General features: G+C 70.3%; 21 protein-coding genes and 2 pseudogenes. 11 read left to right on the forward strand and 12 right to left on the reverse strand.

Going from position 1 to position 23,200, the window contains the following annotated elements:
• Nucleotides 1-278: 278 nt before the first annotated feature.
• The gene (gene alaS / locus EV278_RS04995) at nt 279-2,927 is read left to right on the forward strand and encodes an alanine--tRNA ligase (protein WP_132087408.1); all 2,649 of its coding nucleotides are present in this window, start codon (nt 279-281) and stop codon (nt 2,925-2,927) included.
• Between the two features lie 106 nt (nt 2,928-3,033).
• Here the strand turns inward: alaS and EV278_RS05000 are convergent, their stop codons facing one another.
• The 5 genes from EV278_RS05000 to EV278_RS05020 all read right to left on the reverse strand — a co-directional run bounded on the left by EV278_RS05000 (nt 3,034) and on the right by EV278_RS05020 (nt 8,561).
• Nucleotides 3,034-3,918 (reverse strand): AraC family transcriptional regulator, encoded by an 885-nt coding sequence (locus EV278_RS05000; protein WP_132087411.1) that lies wholly within the window; start codon nt 3,916-3,918, stop codon nt 3,034-3,036.
• A 133-nt stretch (nt 3,919-4,051) separates the two neighbouring features.
• Nucleotides 4,052-5,671: a GMC family oxidoreductase gene (locus EV278_RS05005; RefSeq protein ID WP_132087414.1), complete on the reverse strand. Its 1,620-nt coding sequence runs from the start codon at nt 5,669-5,671 to the stop codon at nt 4,052-4,054.
• A gap of 49 nt (nt 5,672-5,720) precedes the next feature.
• Nucleotides 5,721-7,217 carry a TIGR01777 family oxidoreductase gene (locus tag EV278_RS05010; RefSeq protein WP_132087416.1) on the reverse strand — a complete coding sequence of 499 codons (1,497 nt, stop codon included), beginning with the start codon at nt 7,215-7,217 and terminating at the stop codon, nt 5,721-5,723.
• A complete protein-coding gene (locus tag EV278_RS05015; RefSeq protein WP_132087419.1) occupies nt 7,214-7,921 on the reverse strand; it encodes a DUF4166 domain-containing protein in 708 nt (235 codons plus the stop codon). Before EV278_RS05015 ends, EV278_RS05010 begins: the two co-directional genes overlap by 4 nt.
• A 64-nt stretch (nt 7,922-7,985) precedes the next feature.
• A complete protein-coding gene (locus EV278_RS05020) occupies nt 7,986-8,561 on the reverse strand; it encodes a MarR family transcriptional regulator (protein WP_132087422.1) in 576 nt (191 codons plus the stop codon).
• Between the two features lie 228 nt (nt 8,562-8,789).
• On the opposite strand from EV278_RS05020, the gene EV278_RS05025 reads away from it, so the two are divergent.
• The 4 genes from EV278_RS05025 (at nt 8,790) to EV278_RS05035 (ending at nt 10,872) form a co-directional block, all read left to right on the forward strand.
• Nucleotides 8,790-9,137 carry a hypothetical protein gene (locus tag EV278_RS05025; RefSeq protein WP_132087425.1) on the forward strand — a complete coding sequence of 116 codons (348 nt, stop codon included), beginning with the start codon at nt 8,790-8,792 and terminating at the stop codon, nt 9,135-9,137.
• Between the two features lie 23 nt (nt 9,138-9,160).
• Nucleotides 9,161-9,292 carry a hypothetical protein gene (locus EV278_RS24595; RefSeq protein WP_279389367.1) on the forward strand — a complete coding sequence of 44 codons (132 nt, stop codon included), beginning with the start codon at nt 9,161-9,163 and terminating at the stop codon, nt 9,290-9,292.
• A gap of 33 nt (nt 9,293-9,325) precedes the next feature.
• Nucleotides 9,326-9,832: a hypothetical protein gene (locus tag EV278_RS05030; protein ID WP_132087428.1), complete on the forward strand. Its 507-nt coding sequence runs from the start codon at nt 9,326-9,328 to the stop codon at nt 9,830-9,832.
• A 299-nt stretch (nt 9,833-10,131) separates the two neighbouring features.
• The gene (locus tag EV278_RS05035) at nt 10,132-10,872 is read left to right on the forward strand and encodes a methyltransferase (protein WP_347812816.1); all 741 of its coding nucleotides are present in this window, start codon (nt 10,132-10,134) and stop codon (nt 10,870-10,872) included.
• Nucleotides 10,873-11,102: 230 nt separating this feature from the next.
• Here the strand turns inward: EV278_RS05035 and EV278_RS05040 are convergent, their stop codons facing one another.
• The 6 genes and pseudogenes from EV278_RS05040 to EV278_RS05065 all read right to left on the reverse strand — a co-directional run bounded on the left by EV278_RS05040 (nt 11,103) and on the right by EV278_RS05065 (nt 17,589).
• Entirely contained in the window at nt 11,103-13,427 is a 2,325-nt protein-coding gene (locus EV278_RS05040) for a CHASE2 and HATPase_c domain-containing protein (protein WP_243692085.1), read from the reverse strand.
• Nucleotides 13,428-13,430: 3 nt separating this feature from the next.
• Nucleotides 13,431-14,798: a FecR domain-containing protein gene (locus EV278_RS05045; RefSeq protein ID WP_132087434.1), complete on the reverse strand. Its 1,368-nt coding sequence runs from the start codon at nt 14,796-14,798 to the stop codon at nt 13,431-13,433.
• Nucleotides 14,795-15,523: pseudogene (locus EV278_RS05050) on the reverse strand (response regulator transcription factor); the annotation flags it as partial. The gene EV278_RS05045 and the pseudogene EV278_RS05050, both read right to left, overlap by 4 nt.
• 286 nt (nt 15,524-15,809) lie before the next feature.
• Nucleotides 15,810-16,436, reverse strand: coding sequence for a DUF1190 domain-containing protein (locus EV278_RS05055; protein WP_132087439.1), 627 nt, complete (start codon nt 16,434-16,436; stop codon nt 15,810-15,812).
• Nucleotides 16,437-16,444: 8 nt separating this feature from the next.
• Nucleotides 16,445-16,858, reverse strand: a complete 414-nt coding sequence (locus EV278_RS05060) for a DUF350 domain-containing protein (RefSeq protein WP_132087442.1) — start codon at nt 16,856-16,858, stop codon at nt 16,445-16,447.
• Nucleotides 16,859-16,935: 77 nt separating this feature from the next.
• Nucleotides 16,936-17,589 (reverse strand): YjfK family protein, encoded by a 654-nt coding sequence (locus EV278_RS05065; protein ID WP_132087445.1) that lies wholly within the window; start codon nt 17,587-17,589, stop codon nt 16,936-16,938.
• A gap of 181 nt (nt 17,590-17,770) precedes the next feature.
• Between EV278_RS05065 and EV278_RS05070 the strand changes: the two genes are divergently transcribed.
• The 6 genes and pseudogenes from EV278_RS05070 (at nt 17,771) to EV278_RS05090 (ending at nt 22,461) form a co-directional block, all read left to right on the forward strand.
• A complete protein-coding gene (locus EV278_RS05070; RefSeq protein WP_132087448.1) occupies nt 17,771-18,199 on the forward strand; it encodes a YjfI family protein in 429 nt (142 codons plus the stop codon).
• A gap of 22 nt (nt 18,200-18,221) precedes the next feature.
• Nucleotides 18,222-18,956 (forward strand): PspA/IM30 family protein, encoded by a 735-nt coding sequence (locus EV278_RS05075; RefSeq protein WP_132087451.1) that lies wholly within the window; start codon nt 18,222-18,224, stop codon nt 18,954-18,956.
• A complete protein-coding gene (locus tag EV278_RS05080) occupies nt 18,956-20,128 on the forward strand; it encodes a glutathionylspermidine synthase family protein (RefSeq protein ID WP_132087454.1) in 1,173 nt (390 codons plus the stop codon). Before EV278_RS05075 ends, EV278_RS05080 begins: the two co-directional genes overlap by 1 nt.
• A 231-nt stretch (nt 20,129-20,359) precedes the next feature.
• A pseudogene (locus EV278_RS24305) lies at nt 20,360-20,460 on the forward strand (hypothetical protein); the annotation flags it as partial.
• Nucleotides 20,461-20,923: 463 nt separating this feature from the next.
• On the forward strand, nt 20,924-21,445 hold the full coding sequence (locus EV278_RS05085; RefSeq protein WP_132087457.1) for a flavin reductase family protein: 522 nt from the start codon (nt 20,924-20,926) through the stop codon (nt 21,443-21,445).
• Nucleotides 21,446-21,498: 53 nt separating this feature from the next.
• On the forward strand, nt 21,499-22,461 hold the full coding sequence (locus EV278_RS05090; protein WP_243692086.1) for a M15 family metallopeptidase: 963 nt from the start codon (nt 21,499-21,501) through the stop codon (nt 22,459-22,461).
• On the opposite strand, the gene EV278_RS05095 is transcribed toward EV278_RS05090, so the two are convergent.
• The gene (locus EV278_RS05095; RefSeq protein ID WP_132087475.1) at nt 22,436-23,173 is read right to left on the reverse strand and encodes a DUF72 domain-containing protein; all 738 of its coding nucleotides are present in this window, start codon (nt 23,171-23,173) and stop codon (nt 22,436-22,438) included. The two genes, EV278_RS05090 and EV278_RS05095, sit on opposite strands and share 26 nt — an antisense overlap.
• Between the last annotated feature and the right edge of the window lie 27 nt (nt 23,174-23,200).

Below are 23,200 nucleotides of genomic sequence, written 5' to 3' on the forward strand. Positions count from 1 at the left end.
GGCCGGCCGCGATCCCCGGACGCCTGGACCCCATGCCAGGCGTCCGATTTCGTTATCCTCCCCCTCTGGGGGAGGTGGCCCAAAGGGCCGGAGGGGGCTGCTGAGTCAGCCGCCTTGTCCCCGCCCGGGAAACCGACCCGCCGACCCCTGCCTAGTTCGCCATGCGCGCCAATCCATGCCGCCACGCGTCGACTCGGTTTCCACAAATCTTGAAACCGCGCTATGCAGCGCCGACTTCCGGTTCGACCGGAGATGAGTACGGAACACCCGAGACGCCGATGCCCAGCCTCAACGAAATCCGCAGCACCTTCCTGAACTATTTCGGCGCGGCCGATCACGCCATCGTTCCGTCCGCGCCCCTGGTGCCGCAGAACGATCCGACCCTGCTGTTCGTCAACGCCGGCATGGTGCCGTTCAAGAACGTGTTCACCGGCGCCGAGACCCCGCCGCATCCGCGGGCGACCTCGTCGCAGAAGTGCGTCCGGGCCGGCGGCAAGCACAACGACCTGGACAATGTCGGCTATACCGCCCGCCACCACACCTTCTTCGAGATGCTGGGCAACTTTTCGTTCGGCGACTATTTCAAGGAACAGGCGATTACCCACGCCTGGACCCTGCTGACCCGGGACTTCGCCTTGCCCAAGGACAAGCTGCTGGTCACGGTCTACCACACCGACGACGAAGCGGCCGATCTGTGGAAGAAGATCGCCGGCCTGTCTGACGACCGCATCATCCGCATCCCGACCAACGACAATTTCTGGTCGATGGGCGACACCGGCCCCTGCGGCCCGTGCTCGGAGATCTTCTACGACCACGGCGAAGGCATCCCCGGCGGCCCGCCCGGCAGCCCCGACGAGGACGGCGACCGGTTCATCGAGATCTGGAATCTCGTCTTCATGCAGTTTGAGCAGATGGCCGGCGGCGAGCGCGTCTCGCTGCCCAAGCCGTCGATCGACACCGGCATGGGCCTGGAACGCGTCGCCGCCGTCCTGCAGGGCGTGCACGACAACTACGACATCGACCTGTTCAAGGCCCTGATCGCCGCCAGCGTCGAGCTGACCGGTGTCAAGGCCCAGGGCGACCAGGCCCCGTCGCACCGGGTGATCGCCGACCACCTGCGTTCGTCCTCGTTCCTGCTGGCCGACGGCGTGACGCCCTCGAACGAAGGCCGCGGCTACGTCCTGCGCCGGATCATGCGCCGGGCCATGCGCCACGCCTACCTGCTGGGCGCCCAGGAGCCCCTGATGCACCGCCTGGCCCCGACCCTGGTCGCCGAGATGGGCCAGGCCTATCCCGAGCTGCGCCGCGCCGAGGCCTCGATCGTCGAGACCCTGCGCCAGGAGGAGGAGCGCTTCCGCGTCACCCTGGGCCGCGGCATGGGCCTGCTCGACGAGGCCACCGCCAAGCTGGCGGCCGGCGACGTGCTGGATGGCGAGACCGCCTTCAAGCTCTACGACACCTACGGCTTCCCGCTGGACCTGACCCAGGACGCCGTCCGCGCCAAGGGCCTGACCGTCGACACCGACGGCTTCGACGTGGCCATGGACCGCCAGCGCCAGATGGCCCGCGCCAACTGGGCCGGCTCCGGCCAGCAGGGCGCGGCGGCTGCCTGGTTCCCGATCCGCGAGGCCAACGGCCCGACCGACTTCGTCGGCTACGACACCACCGAGACCACCGGGACCGTCAAGGCCATCGTGCTGGACGGCGCGCCCGTCGAGGCCGCCCAGGCCGGGGCCACCGTCGACGTCCTGCTGGATCGCACCAGCTTCTACGCCGAGAGCGGCGGCCAGGCCGGCGACACCGGCGTGATCGAGGCCAATGGCGTCGAGAGCCGCGTCGTCGACACCCAGAAGCAGGCCGGCGACCTGCATGTCCACCGCGTCGAGCTGGCCAGCCCGCTGAAGGTCGGCGACCAGGTCGTGGCCTCGGTCGACGCGGCCAAGCGCACCACCACCCGCGCCAACCACTCGGCCGCCCACCTGGTGCACGCCGCCCTGCACCATGTGCTGGGCCCGCACGTCGCCCAGAAGGGCCAGATGGTCGACGGCGACCGGATGCGCTTCGACTTCAGCCACGGCGGCCCGCTGAGCGCCGACGAGATCGAGCGCATCGAGGCCGAGGTCAATGCGGTGATCCGCCAGAACGTCCCGGCCCAGACCCAGGAAATGGCCCCGCAGGAGGCGATCGAGGCCGGCGCCGTGGCGCTGTTTGGCGAAAAGTACGGCGACAGCGTCCGGGTCCTCACCCTGGGCGAGTCCCTGACCGAGGCGGGCAAGGCCTATTCGGTCGAGCTGTGCGGCGGCACCCACGTGGCCCGCACCGGCGATATCGCCCTGTTCAAGATCGTCTCCGAACAGGGCGTGGCGGCCGGCGTTCGCCGCATCGAGGCCCTGACCGGCGAGGCGGCCCGCCGCTTCCTGCTGGACCAAGCCGGCGTCGCCAAGGCTCTGGCCGACCAGTTCAAGACCCCGGTCGCCGAGGTCCTGGCCCGCGTCGACGCCCTGGTCGCCGAACGCAAGGCCCTGGAAAAGCAGCTGGCCGAGGCCAAGAAGCAACTGGCCCTGGGCGGCGGCTCGGGCGGCGGCGCGGCGGGTCCCGAGGACGTCAATGGTACGGCCCTGATCGCCCGCATCCTGGACGGCGTCGGCGGCAAGGAACTGCGCGGCGTGGCCGAGGAGTTCAAGAAGCAGCTGGCCTCGGGCGTCGTGGCCCTGGTCGGCACGACCGACGGCAAGGCCGCCGTCACCGTCGCCGTGACCGCCGACCTGGTCGGCAAGTTCAGCGCCGCCGACCTGGCCAAGGCCGCGGTGATCGCCATGGGCGGCCAGGGCGCCGGCGGCAAGCCGGACTTCGCCCAGGGCGGCGCGCCGGATGCGACCAAGGCCCAGGACGGCCTGGACGCCATCAAGGCGACCCTGGCCGGCTGATCGGCCCGCGGCGGCTTTCGCTCAGGACGGTTCGGCGGGCGCCGAACCGTCCTTTTTCGTTCCGTCTGTTCCGTCCCCGCGACGGACAGCGGCCCTCCGCCTGTCGCTATTTGAGCGGCAGGAACAGCTCGGCCACGACCTCGTGCACCGGCACGTTCGGGAAGAACGAAAAGTGCCGCTGGCAATAGATCGGGAAGTCACGCGCCTCCTCACCGCTGGCGGGCAGCCATTCGCGGTAGAGATAGAGCGCGGCCGGCTCCAGGTTGTGAGTGTTGTGGGCGACGCGAAGCACCGCGCAGCGCCCGCCGGGGATCACGCCGGCCTTCATCTGCTGCTCGTTGGGCTCGACCGGCAGGTCGGTCCCGACACAGATGTCCATGCTGTAGTCGGCGGGGACCTCGGGCGTCCTCTCGGACCGGAAGATGTTGAAGGTCGGGCTGGTCTCCGGCGACAGGCCGGCCGCCTTGCGCCAGGCGATGAACCGCTGGATCGTGGCGTCCAGCGTCGCCCGGTCGCCGCGATGCTCCATGACCGCCACCGGGGTCGGGGGCACCTCGCGGATCGTCACGTCGTCGGGGGTGTAGGTAATCTGCATCAGCTTGCTCCTGGCGTTGTCCAAAGGCCCGAAGGCCGCAAGCCACGGCGCCCAGTCGGGCGATTTGCGGAACGATGAAGGCGACTGACCGAACCTGCGCCGAAAGGCCCGCGCGAAGGCGTCCGGCGCGTCGTAGCCGGCGTCCATCGCGATGTCCGTGACGCTCTGGGCGTCATCCGCCGCGAGCCGGTGTGACGCGCGTTTCAGACGGGCCAGCTGGACATAGCGATGCACGGACAGCCCGAAGGTCGCCATGAACTGCCGGTGGAAATGGAACTTCGAGAAGGCCGCGACGCGGCTCACCGTTTCCAGGTCCAGGTCGCCGTCGAGATGCTGGTCGATATGGTCCAGCACCCGCTGCATCCGGCTGTGATAGTTCTGAGCCGCCGTCTTCATCGTCCCTTTTTCCGTGGCCGGTCCAGCTAGACGTCCGGAGCCCCGTCGCGCTCGACCGATCTTGCGGTTCGGCATGGTTGGCTCGAACTTCTCGCGAGCCCGCCCCTGTTCGGGGCCTGAGCGTCCACCCTTTTTACCGCCGATCCTCCAGGATCATCGCCGCGCCCTTCTCGGCGATCATCACCGTGGGGGCGTTGGTGTTGCCGGAGGTGATGGTCGGCATCACCGAGGCGTCCACCACCCTCAGGCCGTCAAGGCCGCGCACCCTCAGGCGTTCGTCGACGACCGCCAACTGGTCGTCGGCTGTCCCCATGGCCGCCGTGCCGACCGGGTGGAAGATCGTCGTCGCCAGGGCCTTGGCCGCCGCCAGCAGGTCTTCGTCGGTCTCGATCGCCGCGCCGGGCCGAAATTCCTGCGGAGCGTAGCAGGCCAGGGCAGGCTGGCTCGCGATCCGACGGGCCCAGCGCAGCGAGGCGACGGCGACGTCGCGATCCTCTCGGGTGTCCAGATAGTTGGGATCGATCCGGGGCGGGTCGGCGACGCCGGGTCCCGACAGGTCGACGCTTCCCCGGCTGGTGGGGCGCAGGTTGCAGACGCTGGCGGTGAAGGCCCCGAACCGGTGCAGGCCCTCGCCCCAGCGGTCCAGGCTCAGCGGCTGGACGTGGAACTGCAGGTTCGGCGTGAGCCGGCTCGGGTCCGAGCGGCAGAACATCCCCAGTTGCGACGGCGCCATGGTCAGGGGGCCGGACCGCCGCAACGCATAGTCGACGCCCATGCCCAGGCGGCGGATCGGATTGGCGTAGTCGGTGTTCAGGGTGCGCACGCCCGAGACCTTGTAGACCGGCCGGATCTGCAGGTGGTCCTGCAGATTGGCGCCGACGCCCGGCAGCGCGTGCCGCACGGCGACGCCGGCCCGTCCCAGGGTCTGCGGCTCCCCGATCCCCGACCGCTGCAGGATCAGCGGCGAGCCGATCGCCCCGGCCGCCAGGATCAGCTCGCCAGTGACCCGAGCGGTCAGGACCTGGCCACCGCGCACGGCGCGCAGGCCCGTTACCCGCCGTCCGTCCAGGTCGATCCGCTGGACCTCGACGCCGGTCTCCAGCCGCAGGTTGCCCCGCACCAGCACCGGTTTCAGGAAGGCCGAGGCCGTGCTCCATCGCCGACCCGCCCGCTGGTTGACCTGGAAGTAGGAGGAGCCCGCATTGTCGCCGCTGTTGAAATCCTCGACCGGCGGAATTCCCGCCTGCGCCGCGGCCTGGCGAATGGCGTCCAGGATGTCCCAGCGTACCCGCGGATGCTCCACCCGGTACTCGCCGCCCGACCGGTGATGCTCGCCCGTCGGGGCGATGTGGTCCTCGTGGCGCAGGAAGAACGGCAAGACGTCCGACCAGCCCCAGCCCGTCAGGCCCCGCGCCCGCCAGCCGTCATAGTCTTGGGCCTGGCCGCGCATGTAGATCATGGCGTTGATCGACGAGGAGCCGCCGATCACCTTGCCGCGCGGATAGGCCAGGACGCGGCCGTCGAGTCCAGACTGGCCGACGGTCTCCAGCAGCCAGTCGGCGCGCGGATGGCCGATGGCGAACAGGTAGCCGACCGGGATGTGGAACCAGATCCAGTCGTCGCGGCCGCCGGCCTCGAGCACCAGGACCTTGATCGACGGATCGGCCGACAGGCGGTTGGCCAGCACGCAACCGGCCGAGCCGGCGCCCACCACCACATAGTCGTAAGCGCCCAGGTCGATCTCGTCCGCCATCCAATCGGATCCTCCTTTCGCCGCGCCTTCGTCGGGGCGGTCGACGCGTTCAGGCTGAGGCAAGCGCGCCGCGTTGGGAAGCCTCCGGCGCTGGTCGGCGCCGCCGGTTGCCGACGATATCGTCCAGCGCCCCGTCCAGTCCGGGGTGGAGGAACCGGAAGCCGCTGGCCAGGGCCGCGGCCGGGAGCACCCGCTGACCTTTCAGCAGCAGCTCGTCGGCGAAGGCGCCGAGCGCCAGCCGCAGGGGCGCGGCCGGGGCGGGCAGCAAGGCCGGGCGGTGCAGGACCCGGCCGAGCGCCCGGGCGAAGGCGGCGTTGCGGACCGGCTCCGGCGCCACGCCGTTGACTGGTCCTTGCAGGTCCGGCGCGGCGATGGCGTGGGCGATCAGGCGCACCAGATCGTCCAGGTGGATCCAGCTCATCCAGTGACGTCCGGCGCCGAACGGCCCGCCCAGGCCGAACTCGAACGGCGTCAGCATCCGCGACAGCGCCCCGCCGTCGAGGGCCAGGACGATGCCGATGCGCAGGCGCACCACGCGTACGCCCAGGTCCTGGGCCCGCATCGCCGCGTGCTCCCAGCGCCGGCAGACGGTGCGCGAGAAGCAGTCGTGGCCGTCGGCGGTCTCGTCCAGGGGCTCGTCGCCGCGCAGGCCGTACCAGCCGATGGCCGAGCCGCTGACCAAAACGGCGGGACGGTGGTCCAGCCGGGCGATCAGCGCGACCACGGCGCGGGTCACCGCCAGGCGCGAGCCGACGATCCGCCGGCGCTTGGCGGGCGTCCACGGGCCGTCGGAGATCGGCTCGCCGGCCAGGTTGACGATCGCGTCGATCCGCGCGTCGTCGGCGATCTGGTCCAGGTTGGTGACGATGCGGATCGGGGCGGGCAGGCCGGCGGCGGTGGCGCGATCGCGGGTCAGGACGGTGACCTCGTGTCCCGCGCCGACCAGGGCCGTGACCAGGCGCCGGCCGATCAGGCCCGTGGCCCCGGTGACCAGGATCGACCGGCCTGACGGCAGGGCGGCGACGAGGGGAACGGGGGCGGTGGCCACGATCCGCCGGGCCCGGCCGGCGGCGGCCAGATCGCGCAGGCCGAACACCACGACCGCCGCCGCGGCGAGGGCGCAGAGGAGGCTCCAGGCGCCGTAGGAGGTCGGGACCAGCGCGGTCGGCGCGTTCGCCCAGCCGCCCAGTCGCGGCGTGACCAGGGCCAGCACCAAGCCGTAGTTGAGGGTCAGCAGGGTGTGGGTGACCCGCTCGCTGGCCGGCAGCCGGCGCGTGCGATCCTCCTCGACGAAGTCCCACAGGGTCAGAACCAGCTCGCCCAGCATCAGCCCGATCAGGGCGAGCGCCAGCGCCCCTTGGGGCCGGCTCCAGCCCAGGACCAGGAACATCACCGCATAGGCCAGGTTGCGCACGCCGTGCAGCCGCAGTTCGCGGGCCTGGGACGGCCGCCAGGCCAGGCGCTCGGTCAGTTCGTGGTGATAGAGCGTGTCGAACCCGCCCATCGCCACCTGGACGAACACCAGGGTCCAGACCAGGCCGGTCATCGGCGCATCTCCTCGAAGTGGGCCGGCCGCTCGCGGAACAGGCCGACCTGGCGGATCATCTGACCCAGCAGCGGATGGCGTAGGTCCAGCACGAAGGCGAAGCCGCCGTCGCCCTGGTCGATATGGCTGATGGTCAGGGCGCCGGGCGCCAGCCAGGCCGGCAGCGTCAGGCGCAGGCCCCACCGTGCCGGGCCCAGCGCCAGGAAGTAGCCGTGGCTGTGGAAATGCAGGGCGGTCTCGTCGGCGCTGACCGCCAGGGCGATGCCGAAGCCGCAGCCCAGATACTCCTCCAGGCCCGTCGGGCCCGCGAAGCGCTTGCTGCTGTGGATCACCTGCGGAAAGCCATGGGCCTGGTTGTACATCCGGGTCCAGAACTGGCCGCCGGCCGGGCCGTCCTCGGTGACGGTCACCACCGCGGCGACGCCCAGGTCGTCATGCAGAGGCAGGGGCGCGCCGATCAGGCGGCACAGCTGGGCCAGGACCTGGCCGGCCCGGTTGCGCCGGCTTTCGGTGATCTCGCCGACATAGGTCACGGCCATGCCGGGGCGCAGCCGCTTGCTGAACCGCTCGCGCACGGCCTGGGGCAGGCGGGCCCAGCCGGCCTCGCCCAGCAGGGCCCGGAACCGCAGGTCGTGCAGCGCGGCCGGCGCGGGCTCCGCAAGGTTCCGGCGCGCCGCCGGCCGGGTTTTCGTGATCCCGAGCATGTGAAGCTCCTTGTTCCTGTTTGCCAGTTATTTCTGTCTAAAGAGAAATAGTTGGCCAAATTTTTTACGGCGCCTTGTCCGCCTTGCCGCGGCCCATGCCCAGCAGCCCGACCACCTTCGAGCCCATCTTGATCAGCGACATCAGGGTGCTGGGCGGCACGCTCAGCATCTGGCCGTACCAGCTGTCGATCGTGGTGACGAAGCTGTGCATCTCGTTCAGGCGCTTGCGGGCGACCTTGCTGAGGGTCGGGTCGTTCTCGGCCGCCGCCAGGACCGGGCCCAGGGCCTCGACCATCGGGTCGATCTCGCGTTCCTTGCGGCCCTGGGCGATGCGGGTCAGCATCTGCCACAGGTCGGCCTCGGCCTCGTAGTGGTCGCGCCGGTCGCCCAGTTGCGGCACGCGGCGGATCAGCTTCCAGCCGATCAGCTCGCGAAGGCTGTTGGAGACGTTGGAGCGGGCCATGCCCAGGCTCTCGGCGATGTCTTCCGCCGTCATCGGCCGATCGGCCAGGTAGAGCAGGGCGTGGATCTGGGCGACCGACCGATTGACGCCCCACTGCCCGCCCATGTCGCCCCAGCGCAGCACGAACTGCTCGACCGCGGCGGGGAGGGGTTTCGTGTTGCCTGCTATTTCTGTCATAACAGAAATGTATGATCGGCGGTGCAGCGAGTCAAGCTGGCGAATTGGCGGCCGGATCGGCGCTGACCCTCCAAGTCCACCAACGCGAGCGGGACAAAATGACAAGCGGCGCTGCTCTTCCGAGACGACGGGTCAATGTAACGCATTGTAAAAACCGGTGTTCGACCTCTGGTCGATATCCGGCGCATGGCCTTTAACTCCGTCCCGCATTAGGCGGGGATCGGAGCGATGGGCTGGTCTGAGGCGGGAAGGCGGAACCTGGAACGGGCGGCGGGCGGGATCGCCATCCCCAACCCGCTGGTCGGGGAGATCGCCGAGGCGTTGCTGGAGCTGGGCGGGGCGGCGCATCGTGACCTCGTCGTGGCCCACATCGCCAAGCGCCGAGGGGTGTATCGGCCGTCCGAGGTGATGCGGCGCGAACTGGACGAGGCCTTCGCCGCCTATTGCCTGGACGCCGGCCACCCACGGGCCGCCAACCTGCTGCACCGACCGTACGGCCCGCACAGCCGGCGCTGGGCCCTGACCGACCAGGCTTACGGCATGCTGCGCGGCCAGGCGGCCGCCGGGGCCCGTTGAGGCTGGAGCCAGCCTTGCGGATCATGGCCGATCATCTCGGCCTGGACGCCGCGCGCCGGCGTCCGCGCCTGCTGCTGCTCGCCGCCCTGCTGAGCCTGGCGCTGTGGGGGCTGATCTTCTGGGGGCTGGCGTGGCTGGTCGGGCAGGGTGTCTGAGGCTAGACTAGGCTGAGGATGTCGGGGTTTTCCATGCGTATGTTGTCGATGACCCTGGTTGCGGGCCTGCTGCTGGGCGCCTGCGCCACGCCGCCCCAGGTGGCGCGCGACGGCGATCTGGCGGTGCTGCGGGGCCAGGCGGTCGCCACCGAAACGGGGCCGACCGCGCCGTCCGACGCCGACCAGGCCCTGGTCCAGGCGATCCAGGTGCGGGTGGCCAGCCGGATCGGCGAAGTCGGCGCGGTGGCGCCCGGCGCCATGCCGGCTCGCTATCGGCTGCAGGTCACGGTCGGAACCTCGCCGGCCGGGGTCGGGATTTCCACCGCCGTCGGTCCGCAGGTCGGCGTCGCGCCATGGCGCAGCGCCCCGACCCGGCTGCGCCCCTGGTCGCGGCGGGGACCGGTCCGCACGGCCGCCCTGGCGGTGCTGGACCTGTCGAGCGGCAAGGTCGTCGCCTGGGCGACGGTCCGCACCTCTGGCGGTGATCCCGTCGACCTGGCCGACCGGTTGGTGGCGGCGCTGAAGCCGGCAGGCGCGTAGGGGGGCGCCTCGCCTGCCGTCGAAGTCGTCCTCGTCCTTCGACACGCTCAGGATGAGGACGACTTCGACGGCGGTTCAGTAGAAATCCTCATCCTGAGCCTGTCGAAGGACGAGGATTTTTCCCTCTCGGTGGAGAGCCCGAACCCGATCCGGCGGGCGGTCGTGATCTCCGCGCCGCGCGCTATCCCCAGCTTCTCCCCCGAAACGCGATGTGATCTCGAATACCGATGTTCACTCTATCCCTCTGGCGCGCTATCGAAGGCGAAACACTGTTGAGGAAGTCCCCGATGGCGCGGTCCATGATTTACGCCCTGGTCGCCGCCTGCGCGCTGGCGGTTTCCGCCGCGCCGGGCGTCGCCCAGGTTCCGGCCAACCTGACGGCGGCTCTGGCCGACCCGGCCCGGCCCGCCGCCGACACCGCCCGCGACGCGGCCCGACACCCGGCCGAACTGCTGGCCCTGGCCGAGGTCAAGCCGGGCGGCAAGGTGGCCGATTTCATCATCGGCGGCGGCTATTTCACCCGCATCCTGTCGGCGGCGGTGGGGCCGACGGGAACGGTCTACGCCTACCAGCCGGCCGAGTTCATCAAGTTCCAGGCCAAGTACGGCGAGGACCTGAAGACGGTCGCGGCGGCCTACAAGAACGTCACGCCGATGGACGGCAGCCTGGTCGGGCTGGATCTGCCCGACGGTCTGGACGCGGTGATCACGGTCCAGAACTATCACGACCTGCACCTCAAGCCGTTCCCCGCCGACACCGCCGCCAAGGTCAACGCCGAGGTGTTCAAGTCGCTGAAGCCGGGCGGGGTGTTCCTGGTCGTCGACCACTACGCCGCCGACGGCTCGGGCCTGGCCGCGCCGGACGCCCTGCACCGCATCGATATCGCGGCCGTGAAGTCCGAGGTCCAGGCCGCCGGCTTCACGCTGGCCGCCGAAAGCCCGCTGCTGCGTAACCCCGCCGATCCGCGCACCGCCAGCGTCTTCGACCCCGCCATCCGGGGCAAGACCGACCAGTTCGTGCTCAAGTTCGTCAAGCCTTAGGGGAGGGGAGAAGGGACACGCCTTGGCGGCCACCGCGCCGGACAAGAGCGCGACGCGCGAGGGCGTGTCCCCGGTTTTCCGTCCCTGGTCTTCCAAGGTTCGTCGGGGGCCGCCCCGGGACCGAAAACCTCGTCCTTCGACGGGCTCAGGATGAGGTTTTCTACTGCTGAGCCTGCAAAGGGTCCTCGTCCTGAGCCTGTCGAAGGACGAGGGCTGAAGATTGATCCGACCTAGGCCGGCAGCTCAGGCAGCCGCAGGGTGAACGTCGCGCCCACGCCGGGCGTGCTGCGGCAGCTGACCCCGCCGCCATGCCGCGTGGCGGCGGCCTGGACGAAGGCCAGGCCCAGACCCGCGCCGCCGGCGGCCTCGGCGCCCGGCCGGTCGAAGCGCTGGAACGGACGGAAGGCCAGGGCGGCCTCCTCGACGGTCAGACCCGGCCCCTGGTCGGCGATCGACAGGTCGATATAGGTGCGGCCGCCGTCCAGCACCGTGGCCGCGCGCACCACGATCGTCGAGCCGTCGGGGCTGTACTTCACCGCGTTGCCGATCAGGTTGACCAGGGCGCGGGCCAGCACGCCGCGATCGCCCAGGGCCATCATCGGCCCGTCGCAGCCCTCCTGGCGGATCTCGATATGGCGCTGGCGGCATTGGGGCCACAGCTCGTCGATCGCCTCGACGGCCACGTCGCACAGGTCGACCGGCTCCATCGCCGTCTGGGTGACCTCGGCCCGGGCCAGCTGCACGAAACCGTCGGCCAGGGCCAGGGTGCGGCGGGCATAGGCGGCCAGACGCTCGGAGGTTTCGGCCGGCAGGTCCGGCGTCGTGGCCAGCAGGGCCAGGATCGAGGTTTGCGGCGAGCGCATGTCGTGGGTCAGCAGCTGCAGCGCCTGTTCGCGCTGGCGCATGGCGGCGGTCAGGGGCGTGATGTCGGCCAGGCGCGCGATCCAGCCCGCGCCATCCCCCGCCTCGTCGCGCCGGAACACGGTCTGGATCTGGAAGGCGCGGCCGTCGGCCAGGTGCAGGTCGATCGGACGGCCGCTGTCGCCCTCGGCCGGCCAGCTGGCCGGAAAGGTGCGGCTAAGGGGCTCCAGGGCGTTGAGGACGTCGGCCAGGGCGGCGCCTTCCAGGACCTGGAGGCGATCGGCCAGCAGCGCCTGGGCGGCGGCGTTGGCGGCGATCACCCGGCGCGCGGCGTCGGCCACCAGGGTGGCGTCGGGCAGGCTGAACAGGGCGTCGGCCGAGAACCGCCGCAGATCGTCGATTCGGGTGATGGCCGCCCCGAGGCTTAGGGCCTGGCGGGCGACCACGTCGCTCTCGAACGCCGTATCGAGGTGGACGGCGCCGGCGGGGGCCACGGCGCGCAGGCGGTCCAGCTGGTGGCCCAGCAGGTCGTTGACCCGCCCCAGCCGCCCCCAGCCCCAGACCAGCGAGACCAGGCCCATGCCGAGGATGGGCGCCGCCGGTGACAGCCACAGGTGGGCGCTGGAGAACAGGACGGTGCTGGTCCCGACCGCGACGGCCAGCAGCACGATCAGCAGCAGCAGGCTGGTCCGGGGCGGCAGCACCACCAGACCGGCCAGCAGCAGCCACAGCAGGCCGAGGGCGAACGCCAGGCGCACGCCCAGACCGGCCGGCTTGGTCATCATCCCGCTGCGCAGCCCGTCCAGCACGCTGGCCTGCAGCTCCACCCCGGTCATGCTGGCGGCGTCGGGCGTGACCGGGGTCGGGAAGGCCGGCCCCAGGCCCGGGGCGGTCAGGCCGACGAACACCGTCCGGCCCGCGATCATCTCGCGCGGCGCCTCGCCGGCCAGCACGCTGGAGAAGGCGATCTGGCGATAGCGGTCCGGCGGTCCCGCGAACGGGATCAGCAGGGTCGGGGCGTCGCCGCGCGTGGCGTCGGGGGCGTCGAACGGCTTGGTGGCGCGGTGGACCACGGTCATCAGGTCGGGCGCCAGGTTGGGCCCGTTGGCCTCGAACGGGGCCATGCGGCGGACCAGGCCGTCGCGGTCGAACCGCACATGGACCAGGCCGGTCGCCGCCGCGCCTTGGGCGATGGCCGGCATGGGCGCGACCAGCGTCGGCGCCGCGCCATCCTGGGCCGGCGGCTCCAGGAACTGCGGCAGGTAGACCTTGCCCGAACGGGCGACGGCCGCGGCCAGGGCGTCGTCGGCCGCGCGGTCCTGGGACGGCTGGCTGAACAGCACGTCATAGACGATCGCCTTGGCCCCGGCCTGGGTGAGCCGATCGATCATCTGGGCGTGGCGCGCGCGGTTCCACGGCCAGGCGCCCAGTTCGCGCAGGCTGCGCTCGTCGACGCCGACGATCAGGATCGACGGATCGACGGGATGTTCCGAGGCGCGCACCAGTCGGTCATAGAGGATGTTGTCCAGCCGCGTGGTCAGGGAACTGACGGTCAGGCCGGCCAGGGCCAGGCCGGTCAGGGCGGCGACTATCAGCCAGCGCAGCAGGCGCCGGCGCGGCGATCGCGGCGGCGCGGGCCTCAGCCGCCGAAAGGGCGCCAGACGGGGGACCGACAGGCTGGGAAAGGCGGTCAAGGCCTAGCGTCCGATCGTCAGCGACTGCAGCGACGCGACCTTCTCGGTGACCACGCCGTTCTTGACCCGCGTGGCGCTGACTCGCCAGCTGTAGACGCCCGGCGGCAGGTCGGTCATGGTCAGCTGCGGCTCGACCAGGCCCGGCTGGTCGACGATCGGTGCGACGGCTTCCGTCCCGGCGAACAGCTGGAAGCGGAAGCTGCGCACGCCGCCGCCCGCCGCGCTCCAGCGGAACAGGAAGCTGCGATGCTTGCCGCGGACCTCGGCGACGGGCGGGGCGCCGGGCTCCAGGACGTCCAGGTCGCGGTCGAAGCTGTAGTCGGCGGGCGCGCCTTCCAGGCCGGCCGGATCCAGGGCGGTGACGCGGACGAAATAGACGCCGTCCTCCAGCGGGCCGAAGTCGGCGGCGGCTTCGGCCTGGGTCGCTTCGGCGAACAGGTCGACGAAGCCGGCGTCGCGCGACAGCAGCAGGCGGTAACCGGCGGCGCCCGTCTGGGGGCGCAGGGCGAAGTGCACGGTGCGGTCGGTCTGGTTCTGGTCGGCCGGGTTCAGCGTGGGCGCGGGCAGCAGGGCGACCGGCGCGCTGACCCCGGCTGCGCCGGGCGTGACGGTGACGCCGAAGCCGGCCGGAACCGGCGGGCCCAGCGGCGACGCCTCGCCGGGACCCACCCCGACCGCGCCCTTCAGCACCTCGGTCCGGGCCCGTCCCTCCGCCGCGGCCACCCGGAACTCGGTGCCACGCACGGCGGAGATCGACACCGGGGTGCGCACCTCGAAGCGGGCGTTGGGATTGGGGTTGGGCGTGGCCTGGATCGCGCTGCGGCCCTCGTCCAGCCTGAACACCCGCTGCGGGGCGTTGGTCAGCACCACGTTGCGCAGCCGCACCACGCGCATGGCGGTGTTGGAGGGCAGGGTGACGCGCGAGGCGTCCTCCATCTCGAACGTCGCGAAGGCGCCGGGACCGGTGATCACACGCTGGCCTTCCTTCAGCGTCATGCCCTTTTCGGCGGGGACGCGCCGGCCGTCTGTTTCGATCTCAACCCGGCCGCTGAAGGCGCTGAGCCGGGCGTCGATCGGCTGGGTCTTGAGCAGGTCGGCCTGGATGGTCAGGGTCTTGCCCGCCGGCATCACGCGCGGCCGGCTGATCTGGTTGGCGCGCTGCACGTGGCGATAGTCGTTGGTCCGGCGCAGATAGGCGCGGCCCAGGTCGAACAGGGTGTCGCCGGGCCGGACCACGTAGCGGACCGGCGGATCGACCGGAGCGGCGGCGGGCTTCGACGGCTTGGCCGGGGCCCGCGGCGCGCACAGCGCGGGGCCGGACGCCAGGGCCAGGACGGCGGCCAGGGCGAACAGCGACGGTCGAAGGATCATTCAGCGGCTCCGGACGCGGCGTCTGTCTCGGGCTCGCAGACTTCCAGCCGGTAGCCGAACCCATAGACCGTCGTCAGTCTAAAGCCGTTCGCGGGGCGCAGGTGAAGCTTTGATCGCAGGCGCGAGACGTGGGCGTCCAGGGTGCGGGTCTCCAGGTCGGGCCGCTGGCCCCAGACCCGGCGCAGCAGGTACTCGCGCGACAGGGGGCGGGCCAGATTGTTGAACAGCAGGGCGGCCAGCTGGAATTCCTTGGGCGTCAGGGCCTCGAGATTGTCGCCCCAACTGACGGTCTGGGCGCCGGGGTCCAGGCGGTAGGGGCCGTGCTGCTCGACCTGTGGCGCGGCGGCCGGGCGATAGGCCCGCCGGGCCAGGGCGTTGACCCGGGCCAGCAGCACCGGCGGCTGCAGCGGCTTGACGATATAGTCGTCGGCGCCGGCGTTCAGCCCCTCGACCAAGTCGGCCTCGACCGAGCGGCTGGTCAGCAGCAGCACCGGCGGCGACGGGCTCAGCAGCTCGCCGACCCGCCGCAGGGTCTCGATGCCGCTGAGCTCGGGCATGTTCCAGTCGAGGATCAGGAGGTCGAAGGTCTGGCGGCGCAGTTCGGCCAACAGGCGCTCGGGGCGGGTGAAGCTGGTGCAGTCATAGCCGGCCGGCCCCAGAAGGGCGGCGACCAGCGCGTTGTGGCTGTCGTCGTCGTCGAGCAGGGCGACTTTCATGGGCTCACTTGCAACAAGAGCATTTTCGAGCGAAGTGGGCTCCGGTTCGCGTGAAGAAAATGCGTAAGAACAAACATTTGGGGTAACTCGCGCGCCCCGCGGTGGGGAGCGGGGCGCGCGGCGGCGGGGCGCTGTCCGGGGGGAAGGATCAAGGCGACCATCCGCGTTGGCGAGCGTACCGTGCGGACGCCTCCTCGGCTCCTAGCTGTACCGCCGTTTTTACAATGGTTTACAGTCTGTTTGCCTTTCCGTTTCCCCCGTCCCGGGCCTTGGCGGGACGAGCAGGAGCCGAAGGTTATCCTCCGAACGAGCGGCCGCCGCCGCCGAAGCCGCCACGCGAGATCACCGAGCTGCGGCTCTGGACCCGGGTCGGGGCGCGCATTTCCGGGGCGTTGAAGCTGTCGGTGCGCACGCGGGTGCGGCCGGTGACATAGTCGCGCGACAGTGGATAGCCCGAGCCGCCGTAATAGGTCCCGTCGCGGTCGCGATACATCGGCGCGCCGTAATAGCCGCCGCCCATGTTGTTCAGCGCCTGGCCGACGATGAAGCCGGTCAGCAGCGGGGTGAAGAAGCTGCCGCCGTTGTTGTCGCTGCGCGGCACGCACTGGGAGACGCCGTAGCGTTCCTCGCAGGTCTGCTGGTCGCTGAACTTGGGGGCGTTGGCGGCGCTGTCCTTCTGGGCCTGGGCGTAGGCGGTGTCGCACTGCTCGGCGGTCATGTCGCCGGACTTTTTGCAGTCGTCGAGCGAGGCGTAGGTCTTGGCGTCGATCTCGCTGGAGGCGGCCGGCGGGTCGCCCCACTGGGTGGCCGCGCCGGGATCGTCGCAGGCGCTGATCGAGATCGCCGTGCCGGCCATCAGGCCGGTCAGGGCCAGGTTGCGGGAGCGCAGGCGGCGGCGCGGAAAAGGAGGCTGATGGGTCATGGCGCGCCTCAGGCCGTCATGCAGGCGGCGTTCAGCACGCCGACCGCCAGGGAAATGCTCAGCAGATAGACGCCGGCGGCGATCTCGCCCTTCTCGATCCGGGCGGCGACGTCCTTCATGGCCACGGTGCGCACCAGGGTGAAGGCGGCGATCTGGATCACGCCGGCCAGGGCCGCCCAGGCGCAGAACTCGACCAGCGACACGGTGTTGCTGAGCGCCGAGGCCAGGGGCAGCACGTAGCCGACCAGCGCCCCGCCGAGGGCGAGGGCCGCGGCGACGTTGCCCTCGCGGATCAGCTTGGCCTCGTTGTAGGGCGTCACCCACTGGTAGATCAGCTTGAAGACGACGGTGAACACGCCGGCGACCACGAAGGCCACCAGGAAGGCCAGGGCGTTGCCGCCAAATCCGTGCAGATCGCTCATGTCTTTCCCCCAGAGCATTTTCGAGCGAAGTGGTTTCCGGTTCGCGTGAAGAAAATGCGTTAAAATGAAAACTTACCCTAGGCCCGGAATTCGCCGACGCTCAAGGCCACGCCGATCATGATCTCGAACGACACCTCGCGCCGGCGGGCGTCCTCGTTCTCGTTTTCCTGCTGAATGGCCAACAGAAGCTCGCGCCCGTCGCCTGGCAGGTCACGCGAGAACAGCATGCAGGTCTGGAAGATCCGCCGGTCCGGGATCCCGTCGCGGTCGTCATGGACGTCTTCCCAGAAGCTGACCGGTTCCTGGCTTTCGGCCTCGTCGCCGAACCAGTCGCGCCGATACTCCGGCAGGCCCGGACCGGTGAAGGTGCGCGCCCGCAGCCGTCTGGCCCAGGCGTCCTCGTCGGCCCGGCCGCCCGGATAGGCGCTGTCCCAGGGGATGAAGAGCGTGACGTCGGTGACACGCTGGCCGTCGCGGTCGTCGGAGACGGCCTGAAACATGATGTTGTCGTCGGTATAGAACCGGTGGACGAAGCCGCCTTCGCGCAGCTCGACCAGACCCTGGGCGGTGATTTCCAGCGTGTCGGTGTCGAGCGCGAACTTCAGGTCGTCGCCCAGCCGCCGCCAGGCCAGGCTGTCCAACCAGACCGTACGGCCCAGGGTGACGTTGCGAATCGCCGGCAGGGCCGAGGCGGGCGCGGCGTCCTTGCGGCCGAAGAGCTTGCTGAACATGAACGACCCGCTGCGAAACTCGCGTCACATGTACGACGTCATTCCTGCTCACAAAAGGGGGAAGGGGATTACCAACTTGTCATGGGCGCACGTAAGGTTGCGCTCTCGACGACTGGCGTTCGCTCGCCCATCTAGTATGAAACAGCCTCGGGAGAGGCTTGGCCGAAGGAGACACCGCTCGATGACGACCCCCGCCTGGACTGTTCGCTCGCTGAAGACGGCGCTTTCCGACGGCTTCAGCGACGCCATGACGGCCCGCGTCGTCGAGGGCGCCGACCCGATCCTGCTGGTGACCATGCACGATCACGGCGACCTGGAGATCTTCATCAGCGTCAGCGACCAGCAGATCGCCGCCTCGGTGCTGCTGTGGCCGGTCGACGAACAGCCCGACCGCCACGCCTTCAACGAGTTCCTGCTCAAGGCCCAGAAGCTGGTGCCGCTGTCGAACTTCGGCATCAGCGCCGTCAATGGCCGCGACTATTACGAGCTGTTTGGCGAGCTGGCGCCCAGCTCGTCGCTGGACGACATCCTGATCGAGCTGCGGGTCCTGGCCGAAAACGCCATCGAGGCCGCGTCCGACCTGCGCTCGTCCTTCACCCCCGCCGCCTAAGCCCGCGACTCGGAGACCCCACATGTCCATCTGGAGCAAGCTGTTCACCCTGGGTCGCGCCGGCGCGCACGAGGCCACCGCGGCCGTCGTCGACGCCAACGCCCTGCGCATCCTCGACCAGGAGATCCGCGACGCCGACACCGCCCAGGGCAAGGCCCGCGACGACATGGCCACCCTGGTGGCTCGCCGCCGCATCCTGGAAAAGGAAGTCGCTGGCTTCCGCGAACAGGTGACCAAGTACGAGGCCTCGGCCCGCGCCGCCGTCGCCAAGGGCGACATGGACCTGGCCCGCCAGGTGGCCCAACGCATCGCCGACCTCGAGCAGGACATCGCGCTGAAGGAGCCGCAGATCGGCGACATGCGCACGGCCGAGGACCAGCTGCACCAGGCCATCACCGCCACCGACCGCCGCATCGAGACCCTGCGCCGCGAGGTCGAGGTGGTGAAGGTCAACGAGAGCGTCCAGAAGGCCCAGGCCGCCGTCTCGGCGCGCGGAGCCGGGGCCGGCGCGGCGCTCGGCTCGGCCGCCGACAGCTTGGCCCGCATCAAGGAACGCCAGGCGATCCGCGGCGAGCGAATCAAGGCCGCCGGCGAGCTGGAAGACCGCCGCACCGGTGCCGACCTCGACGAAAAGCTGCGCCTGGCCGGCATCCTGCCTGGCCAGTCCAGCGCCGACGACATCCTGGCCCGCCTGGCCCCCGCCCAGCCGACGCTGCAGATCGAGCAGAAGCCCGGCGACGGCGGCAAGACCGAGTAGTGCGCCGCCTCAAGCTGACCCCGCGTCCCGACTGGCAGGCCAAGGCCGAGGCCGTCGGGTTCGTCTACCACCACACTGAGGGCCAGGCCTATTGGGACGAGTCCACGGCCTATGCCTTCACTTTGGACCAGGTTGAGCAGGACCTGGAGCCGGCCGCGGCCGAGCTCCACGACCTGTGCCTGGACCTGGTCGACGAGGCGGCCGGCAGCCAGGAGCTGATGGAGCGGCTGGCGATCCCGCCCGAGCATCGCGACTTCGTGGCCGCCTCCTGGCGCGCCAAGTCGCCGTCGCTCTACGGCCGCTTCGACTTCGGCTATGACGGCCGGTCCAAGCCCAAGCTCTACGAGTACAACGCCGACACCCCGACCAGCGTGTTCGAGGCGGCCACGTTCCAGTGGCTGTGGCTGGAAGAACTGATCGGAAGCGGGACCTTTCCCGCCAGCGCCGACCAGTTCAACAGCCTGTTCGAGGCCCTGCGCGACCGGTTCAAGGTGCTGTTCCCGACCGGCGGCTTCGTCCACTTCGCCAGCGACGAGGACGCGGTCGAGGATCGCCAGACGGTGCGTTTCCTCGAGGACCTGGCCCTGCAGGCCGGCGTCGAGCCCAAGTTCGTGGCCATGGCCAACATCGGCCTGAACGAGGAGGGCCAGTTCGTCGACCTGGAGGGCTTCGTCCTGCAGGCGGCGTTCAAGCTCTATCCGTGGGAGTTCATGCTGCGCGAGCCCTATGCCGCGCACCTGAACACCGCCCAGGTCCGCTGGATCGAGCCGCCGTGGAAGGCGATCCTGTCCAACAAGGGCGTCCTGCCGCTGCTGTGGGAGCGTCATCGCGGCCATCCCAACCTGCTGGAGGCCTATTTCGAGGGCGATCCGGCGGCCTTGGCGCTGGGCGGCCGCTTCGTGCGCAAGCCGCTGTTCTCGCGCGAGGGGGCCAATGTCGAGATCGTCGGCGGGGGCCTGGAACACCTTGGCGAGACGGTGCTCGACCAGGGCTATGGCGCGGAAGGCGCGATCGTCCAGGCCTACCACCCGCCGCCGGATTTTGACGGCAAGCGCCCGGTGATCGGCGCGTGGATGGTCGGCAACGAACCGGCCGGCATCGGCGTCCGCGAGGACGACAGCGTGGTCACCAAGAACCTGGCCCGCTTCGTGCCGCACGTGATCGAGGGGTAGGGGGGCGCGCACTCACGGCACGGCGTCGGCTGGTTGGCAGGGGGTCTGGCGTGAGTGCGTGTCCCCGCCTCCTGTGCGGGGACGCGCCCTCGCGGCGTGTCCCCAGAGTTCGCACTGAGCCGATGCTTGGGGACACGCCGCAAGGGCATGTCCCCGTCACTGTGGCGGACAAGCCGCTGATCTCGCTGCGCTAAAACTTTATGCCCCTCACCCTGTCCGGGCGCCCTTATCCTGAACCCACCTCGACGCGGGGAAAGGGCGCATGGCCAGCGACCGATGCGGCGGCGGGGGGCGATCGAGCGGGATTGGGCTGGAGGGGGTTACTCCAGCGTGTCCGGGGCCTTCCATCGTTGGGAAGTCCGCCCGCCGTCGGCGTCGAACGGGGATAAAGCGCGTGATTTGCCCATAGGCCCGCGCCCCCGACGTCTGGTTTCTCCCGAAAGGGATCGAGACCGGGTCCGGCTAAGCCTCAATAGGGCTGCCCACCGGACGCTGGCGGAAAACGAGCGCGCGGAGCGATCGGGCTTCGTCGAAACGGTATTTATCAAAAGAACTCCGGACGATGTCCGGCGCTCCGCGTCCCTTTCCACCAACTCAGCGAGAGATCGCGTGAGGACGCTGACACTTGCCCCCACCTGACCGCTGCGCGGTCTGTCCGCCCCCGGAGGGGGCGGAGCGAGGCTCTTCCCCCTCTGGGGGAAGACGACCGCGAAGCGGTCCGTAGGGGGCAAGCGGACTGGGTCCCATGGCCCAAACCCTTGCCCGCAACGCCGCTTTGCCTCACAGCTTGAACCCATGAGTCAGCCGGTCACGATCGAACTGGGCGAGGGCGGCGCGCACGACGCCCGGGCGCTGCGCCACGCCTTCGGATGCTTCACCACCGGGGTGACGGTGATCACCACGGTTTGCGAGGACGGCCGGCGGGTGGGGCTTACGGCCAATTCGTTCACCTCGGTGTCGCTGGACCCGCCGCTGGCCCTGGTCTGCGTCGACCTGAAGTCGCGCAGCCTGCCGATCCTCGACGCCGCCGAACGGTTCACGGTCAATGTGCTGCACGCCGACCAGCAACTGATGGCCCGCCAGTTCGTGCAGAAGGACGACGACCGGTTCGCCGGCATCGACACCGAGACCTGGGGCACCGGCGTTCCGATCCTGCCCGACTGCATGGCCAATTTCGAATGCGTGACCCACCAGGTCTTCGACGCCGGCGACCACCGGGTCTATGTCGGCCGGGTGGTCAAGCTGCGCTACGACCCGGACCACGAGCCGCTGGTCTATCTGCAGGGCCGTTTCCGCCGGGTGCACGTGGAGGCGTAGGCGGCATGACGGCTGGATAGGGGAGCGGGACGATGCGGGTTAGGATCGTAGCCTTGGCCTTGGTCACCCCCTTGCTGATCGGACTTGCCCTGAGCACCGCCGCTTTCGCCCAGCCCCTGGACGCCGCCGAGATGGCGGCCGTCGGCCAGTACGGCCAGCGCGCGGCGCCGCTGACGGTGTTCGAGCGGGCTGGCGTCCTGCGGGTCGACGGCATGGGCCGCGAGGACGCCCGGCTGACGCCGCTGGGCCGCAACCGCTATCGGATCGAGGGCGGCGGCGAGCTGGTGCTGGAACCGGTCGCCGTGCGCCTGGACGGGACCCGCCTGCCGCGTCACGACTTCGGGGCCGAGGTCGAGGCCGGCGTCCGGGCGGCGGTGCGCGCCGACCCCGCCGCCCTGCGGGTCCGCGCCCTGGCCGCCACGCCGCCGGTCGAGACCGACCCGCATCGGCCCGCCGACCTGGTGGACCTCGCGACCCTGGATCCGACCATCCGCCTGGACATCCGCTATGCCGGCTCCGACAACTTCATGGGCCTGCCGCTGTACGAGCGCGCCGCCGCCTATATGCAGCGCCCGGCCGCCCTGGCCCTGGCGCGGGCCGCCCAGACCCTGAAGGCTAAGGGTTACGGCCTGTTGATCCACGACGCCTATCGGCCCTGGTTCGTCACCTGGATGTTCTGGGAGGCGACGCCGCCCGAGGACCACATGTTCGTGGCCGACCCGGCCCAGGGCTCGCGCCACAACCGCGGCTGCGCCGTCGACCTGACGCTGTATGACCTGAAGACCGGCAAGCCGGTCGAGATGCCCAGCCGCTACGACGAGATGTCGGGCCGATCCTATGCCGACTTCATCGGCGGTACGACCAAGCAGCGGGCCATGCGGTCGCTGCTGCGCGAGGCCATGGTCGCCCAGGGTTTCGAGATCTATCCCGAGGAGTGGTGGCACTTCGACTACAAGGACTGGCGTCACTACGGCATCGGGACGCGGACCTTCAGCGAACTGGCGAAGGCGCGGTGAGGGCCATCAGCTTCAGGGCGTCGGTCGTCGCCGCGCCGAACCGGGTGTTGTCGAACACGCACCAGCTTTCGGCGGCTGCGGCCTCGCCGGCGATCCGTTCGGCCAAGGGGGGCAGCCGACCGTCGTCATACGAGGTCGCGTACATGGCCGGCGAACCGTGCAAGCGGCGATAGGCCAGGCCGGACCAGCCGCCCGGCTCGGCCGCGGCGGGGACCACCGCGGGATCGGCGGCGACCCGGGCGATCTCGAAATCTTCCAGCAGCGCCTGAGCCGGCGGCCCGAACCAGGTCGCATGGCGGGGCTCCAGCACCGTCGCGACGCGGGTCGCCTTGCGCCAGGCGGCGAGGAAACGCTCCACGATGCGGGCGTCGAACGCCAGGCTCGGCGGCAACTGGATCAGCAGCGGTCCGAGCTTGTCGCCCAGGCCGCCGCACTCGTCGAGGAACCGCGCAGTCGGCTCGCCGCAGTCGACCAGCCGCCGCGCGTGGGTGATCGTGCGGGGCGCCTTGACCGCGAACCGGAACCTCGCCGGCGTCGAGGCGGCCCAGCGCTCGTAGGTCTTGCGCTGGTGAGGTCGGTAGAAGGACGAGTTGATCTCGACCGCGTTGAACACCGCCGCATAGCGCTCAAGGCCGGAGCCTTCGGCGGGGAAGACGTCGAGGGTTCGTGGAGCGCTCCAGCCGGCCGTGCCGATACGGATATCCTCAGCCATGGCCAGGGAGCGCGTGAGCGCGTCAAC

Source organism: Caulobacter sp. BK020 (assembly GCF_004342605.1).
Lineage (GTDB): Bacteria > Pseudomonadota > Alphaproteobacteria > Caulobacterales > Caulobacteraceae > Caulobacter.

Coding starts and splice junctions, on each gene's coding strand:
- EV278_RS05045 (WP_132087434.1), bottom strand. CDS start 14,798: ATGATCCTTCGACCGTCGCTGTTCGCCCTGGCCGCCGTCCTGGCCCTG.
- EV278_RS05010 (WP_132087416.1), bottom strand. CDS start 7,217: ATGACCGGCCTGGTCTGGACCCTGGTGTTCGTCCAGGTGGCGATGGGC.
- EV278_RS05065 (WP_132087445.1), bottom strand. CDS start 17,589: ATGTTCAGCAAGCTCTTCGGCCGCAAGGACGCCGCGCCCGCCTCGGCC.
- EV278_RS05085 (WP_132087457.1), top strand. CDS start 20,924: ATGAGTCAGCCGGTCACGATCGAACTGGGCGAGGGCGGCGCGCACGAC.
- alaS (WP_132087408.1), top strand. CDS start 279: ATGCCCAGCCTCAACGAAATCCGCAGCACCTTCCTGAACTATTTCGGC.
- EV278_RS05030 (WP_132087428.1), top strand. CDS start 9,326: ATGCGTATGTTGTCGATGACCCTGGTTGCGGGCCTGCTGCTGGGCGCC.
- EV278_RS05070 (WP_132087448.1), top strand. CDS start 17,771: ATGACGACCCCCGCCTGGACTGTTCGCTCGCTGAAGACGGCGCTTTCC.
- EV278_RS05025 (WP_132087425.1), top strand. CDS start 8,790: ATGGGCTGGTCTGAGGCGGGAAGGCGGAACCTGGAACGGGCGGCGGGC.
- EV278_RS05005 (WP_132087414.1), bottom strand. CDS start 5,671: ATGGCGGACGAGATCGACCTGGGCGCTTACGACTATGTGGTGGTGGGC.
- EV278_RS24595 (WP_279389367.1), top strand. CDS start 9,161: ATGGCCGATCATCTCGGCCTGGACGCCGCGCGCCGGCGTCCGCGCCTG.
- EV278_RS05035 (WP_347812816.1), top strand. CDS start 10,132: ATGATTTACGCCCTGGTCGCCGCCTGCGCGCTGGCGGTTTCCGCCGCG.
- EV278_RS05020 (WP_132087422.1), bottom strand. CDS start 8,561: ATGACAGAAATAGCAGGCAACACGAAACCCCTCCCCGCCGCGGTCGAG.
- EV278_RS05055 (WP_132087439.1), bottom strand. CDS start 16,436: ATGACCCATCAGCCTCCTTTTCCGCGCCGCCGCCTGCGCTCCCGCAAC.
- EV278_RS05075 (WP_132087451.1), top strand. CDS start 18,222: ATGTCCATCTGGAGCAAGCTGTTCACCCTGGGTCGCGCCGGCGCGCAC.
- EV278_RS05015 (WP_132087419.1), bottom strand. CDS start 7,921: ATGCTCGGGATCACGAAAACCCGGCCGGCGGCGCGCCGGAACCTTGCG.
- EV278_RS05095 (WP_132087475.1), bottom strand. CDS start 23,173: ATGGCTGAGGATATCCGTATCGGCACGGCCGGCTGGAGCGCTCCACGA.
- EV278_RS05060 (WP_132087442.1), bottom strand. CDS start 16,858: ATGAGCGATCTGCACGGATTTGGCGGCAACGCCCTGGCCTTCCTGGTG.
- EV278_RS05000 (WP_132087411.1), bottom strand. CDS start 3,918: ATGAAGACGGCGGCTCAGAACTATCACAGCCGGATGCAGCGGGTGCTG.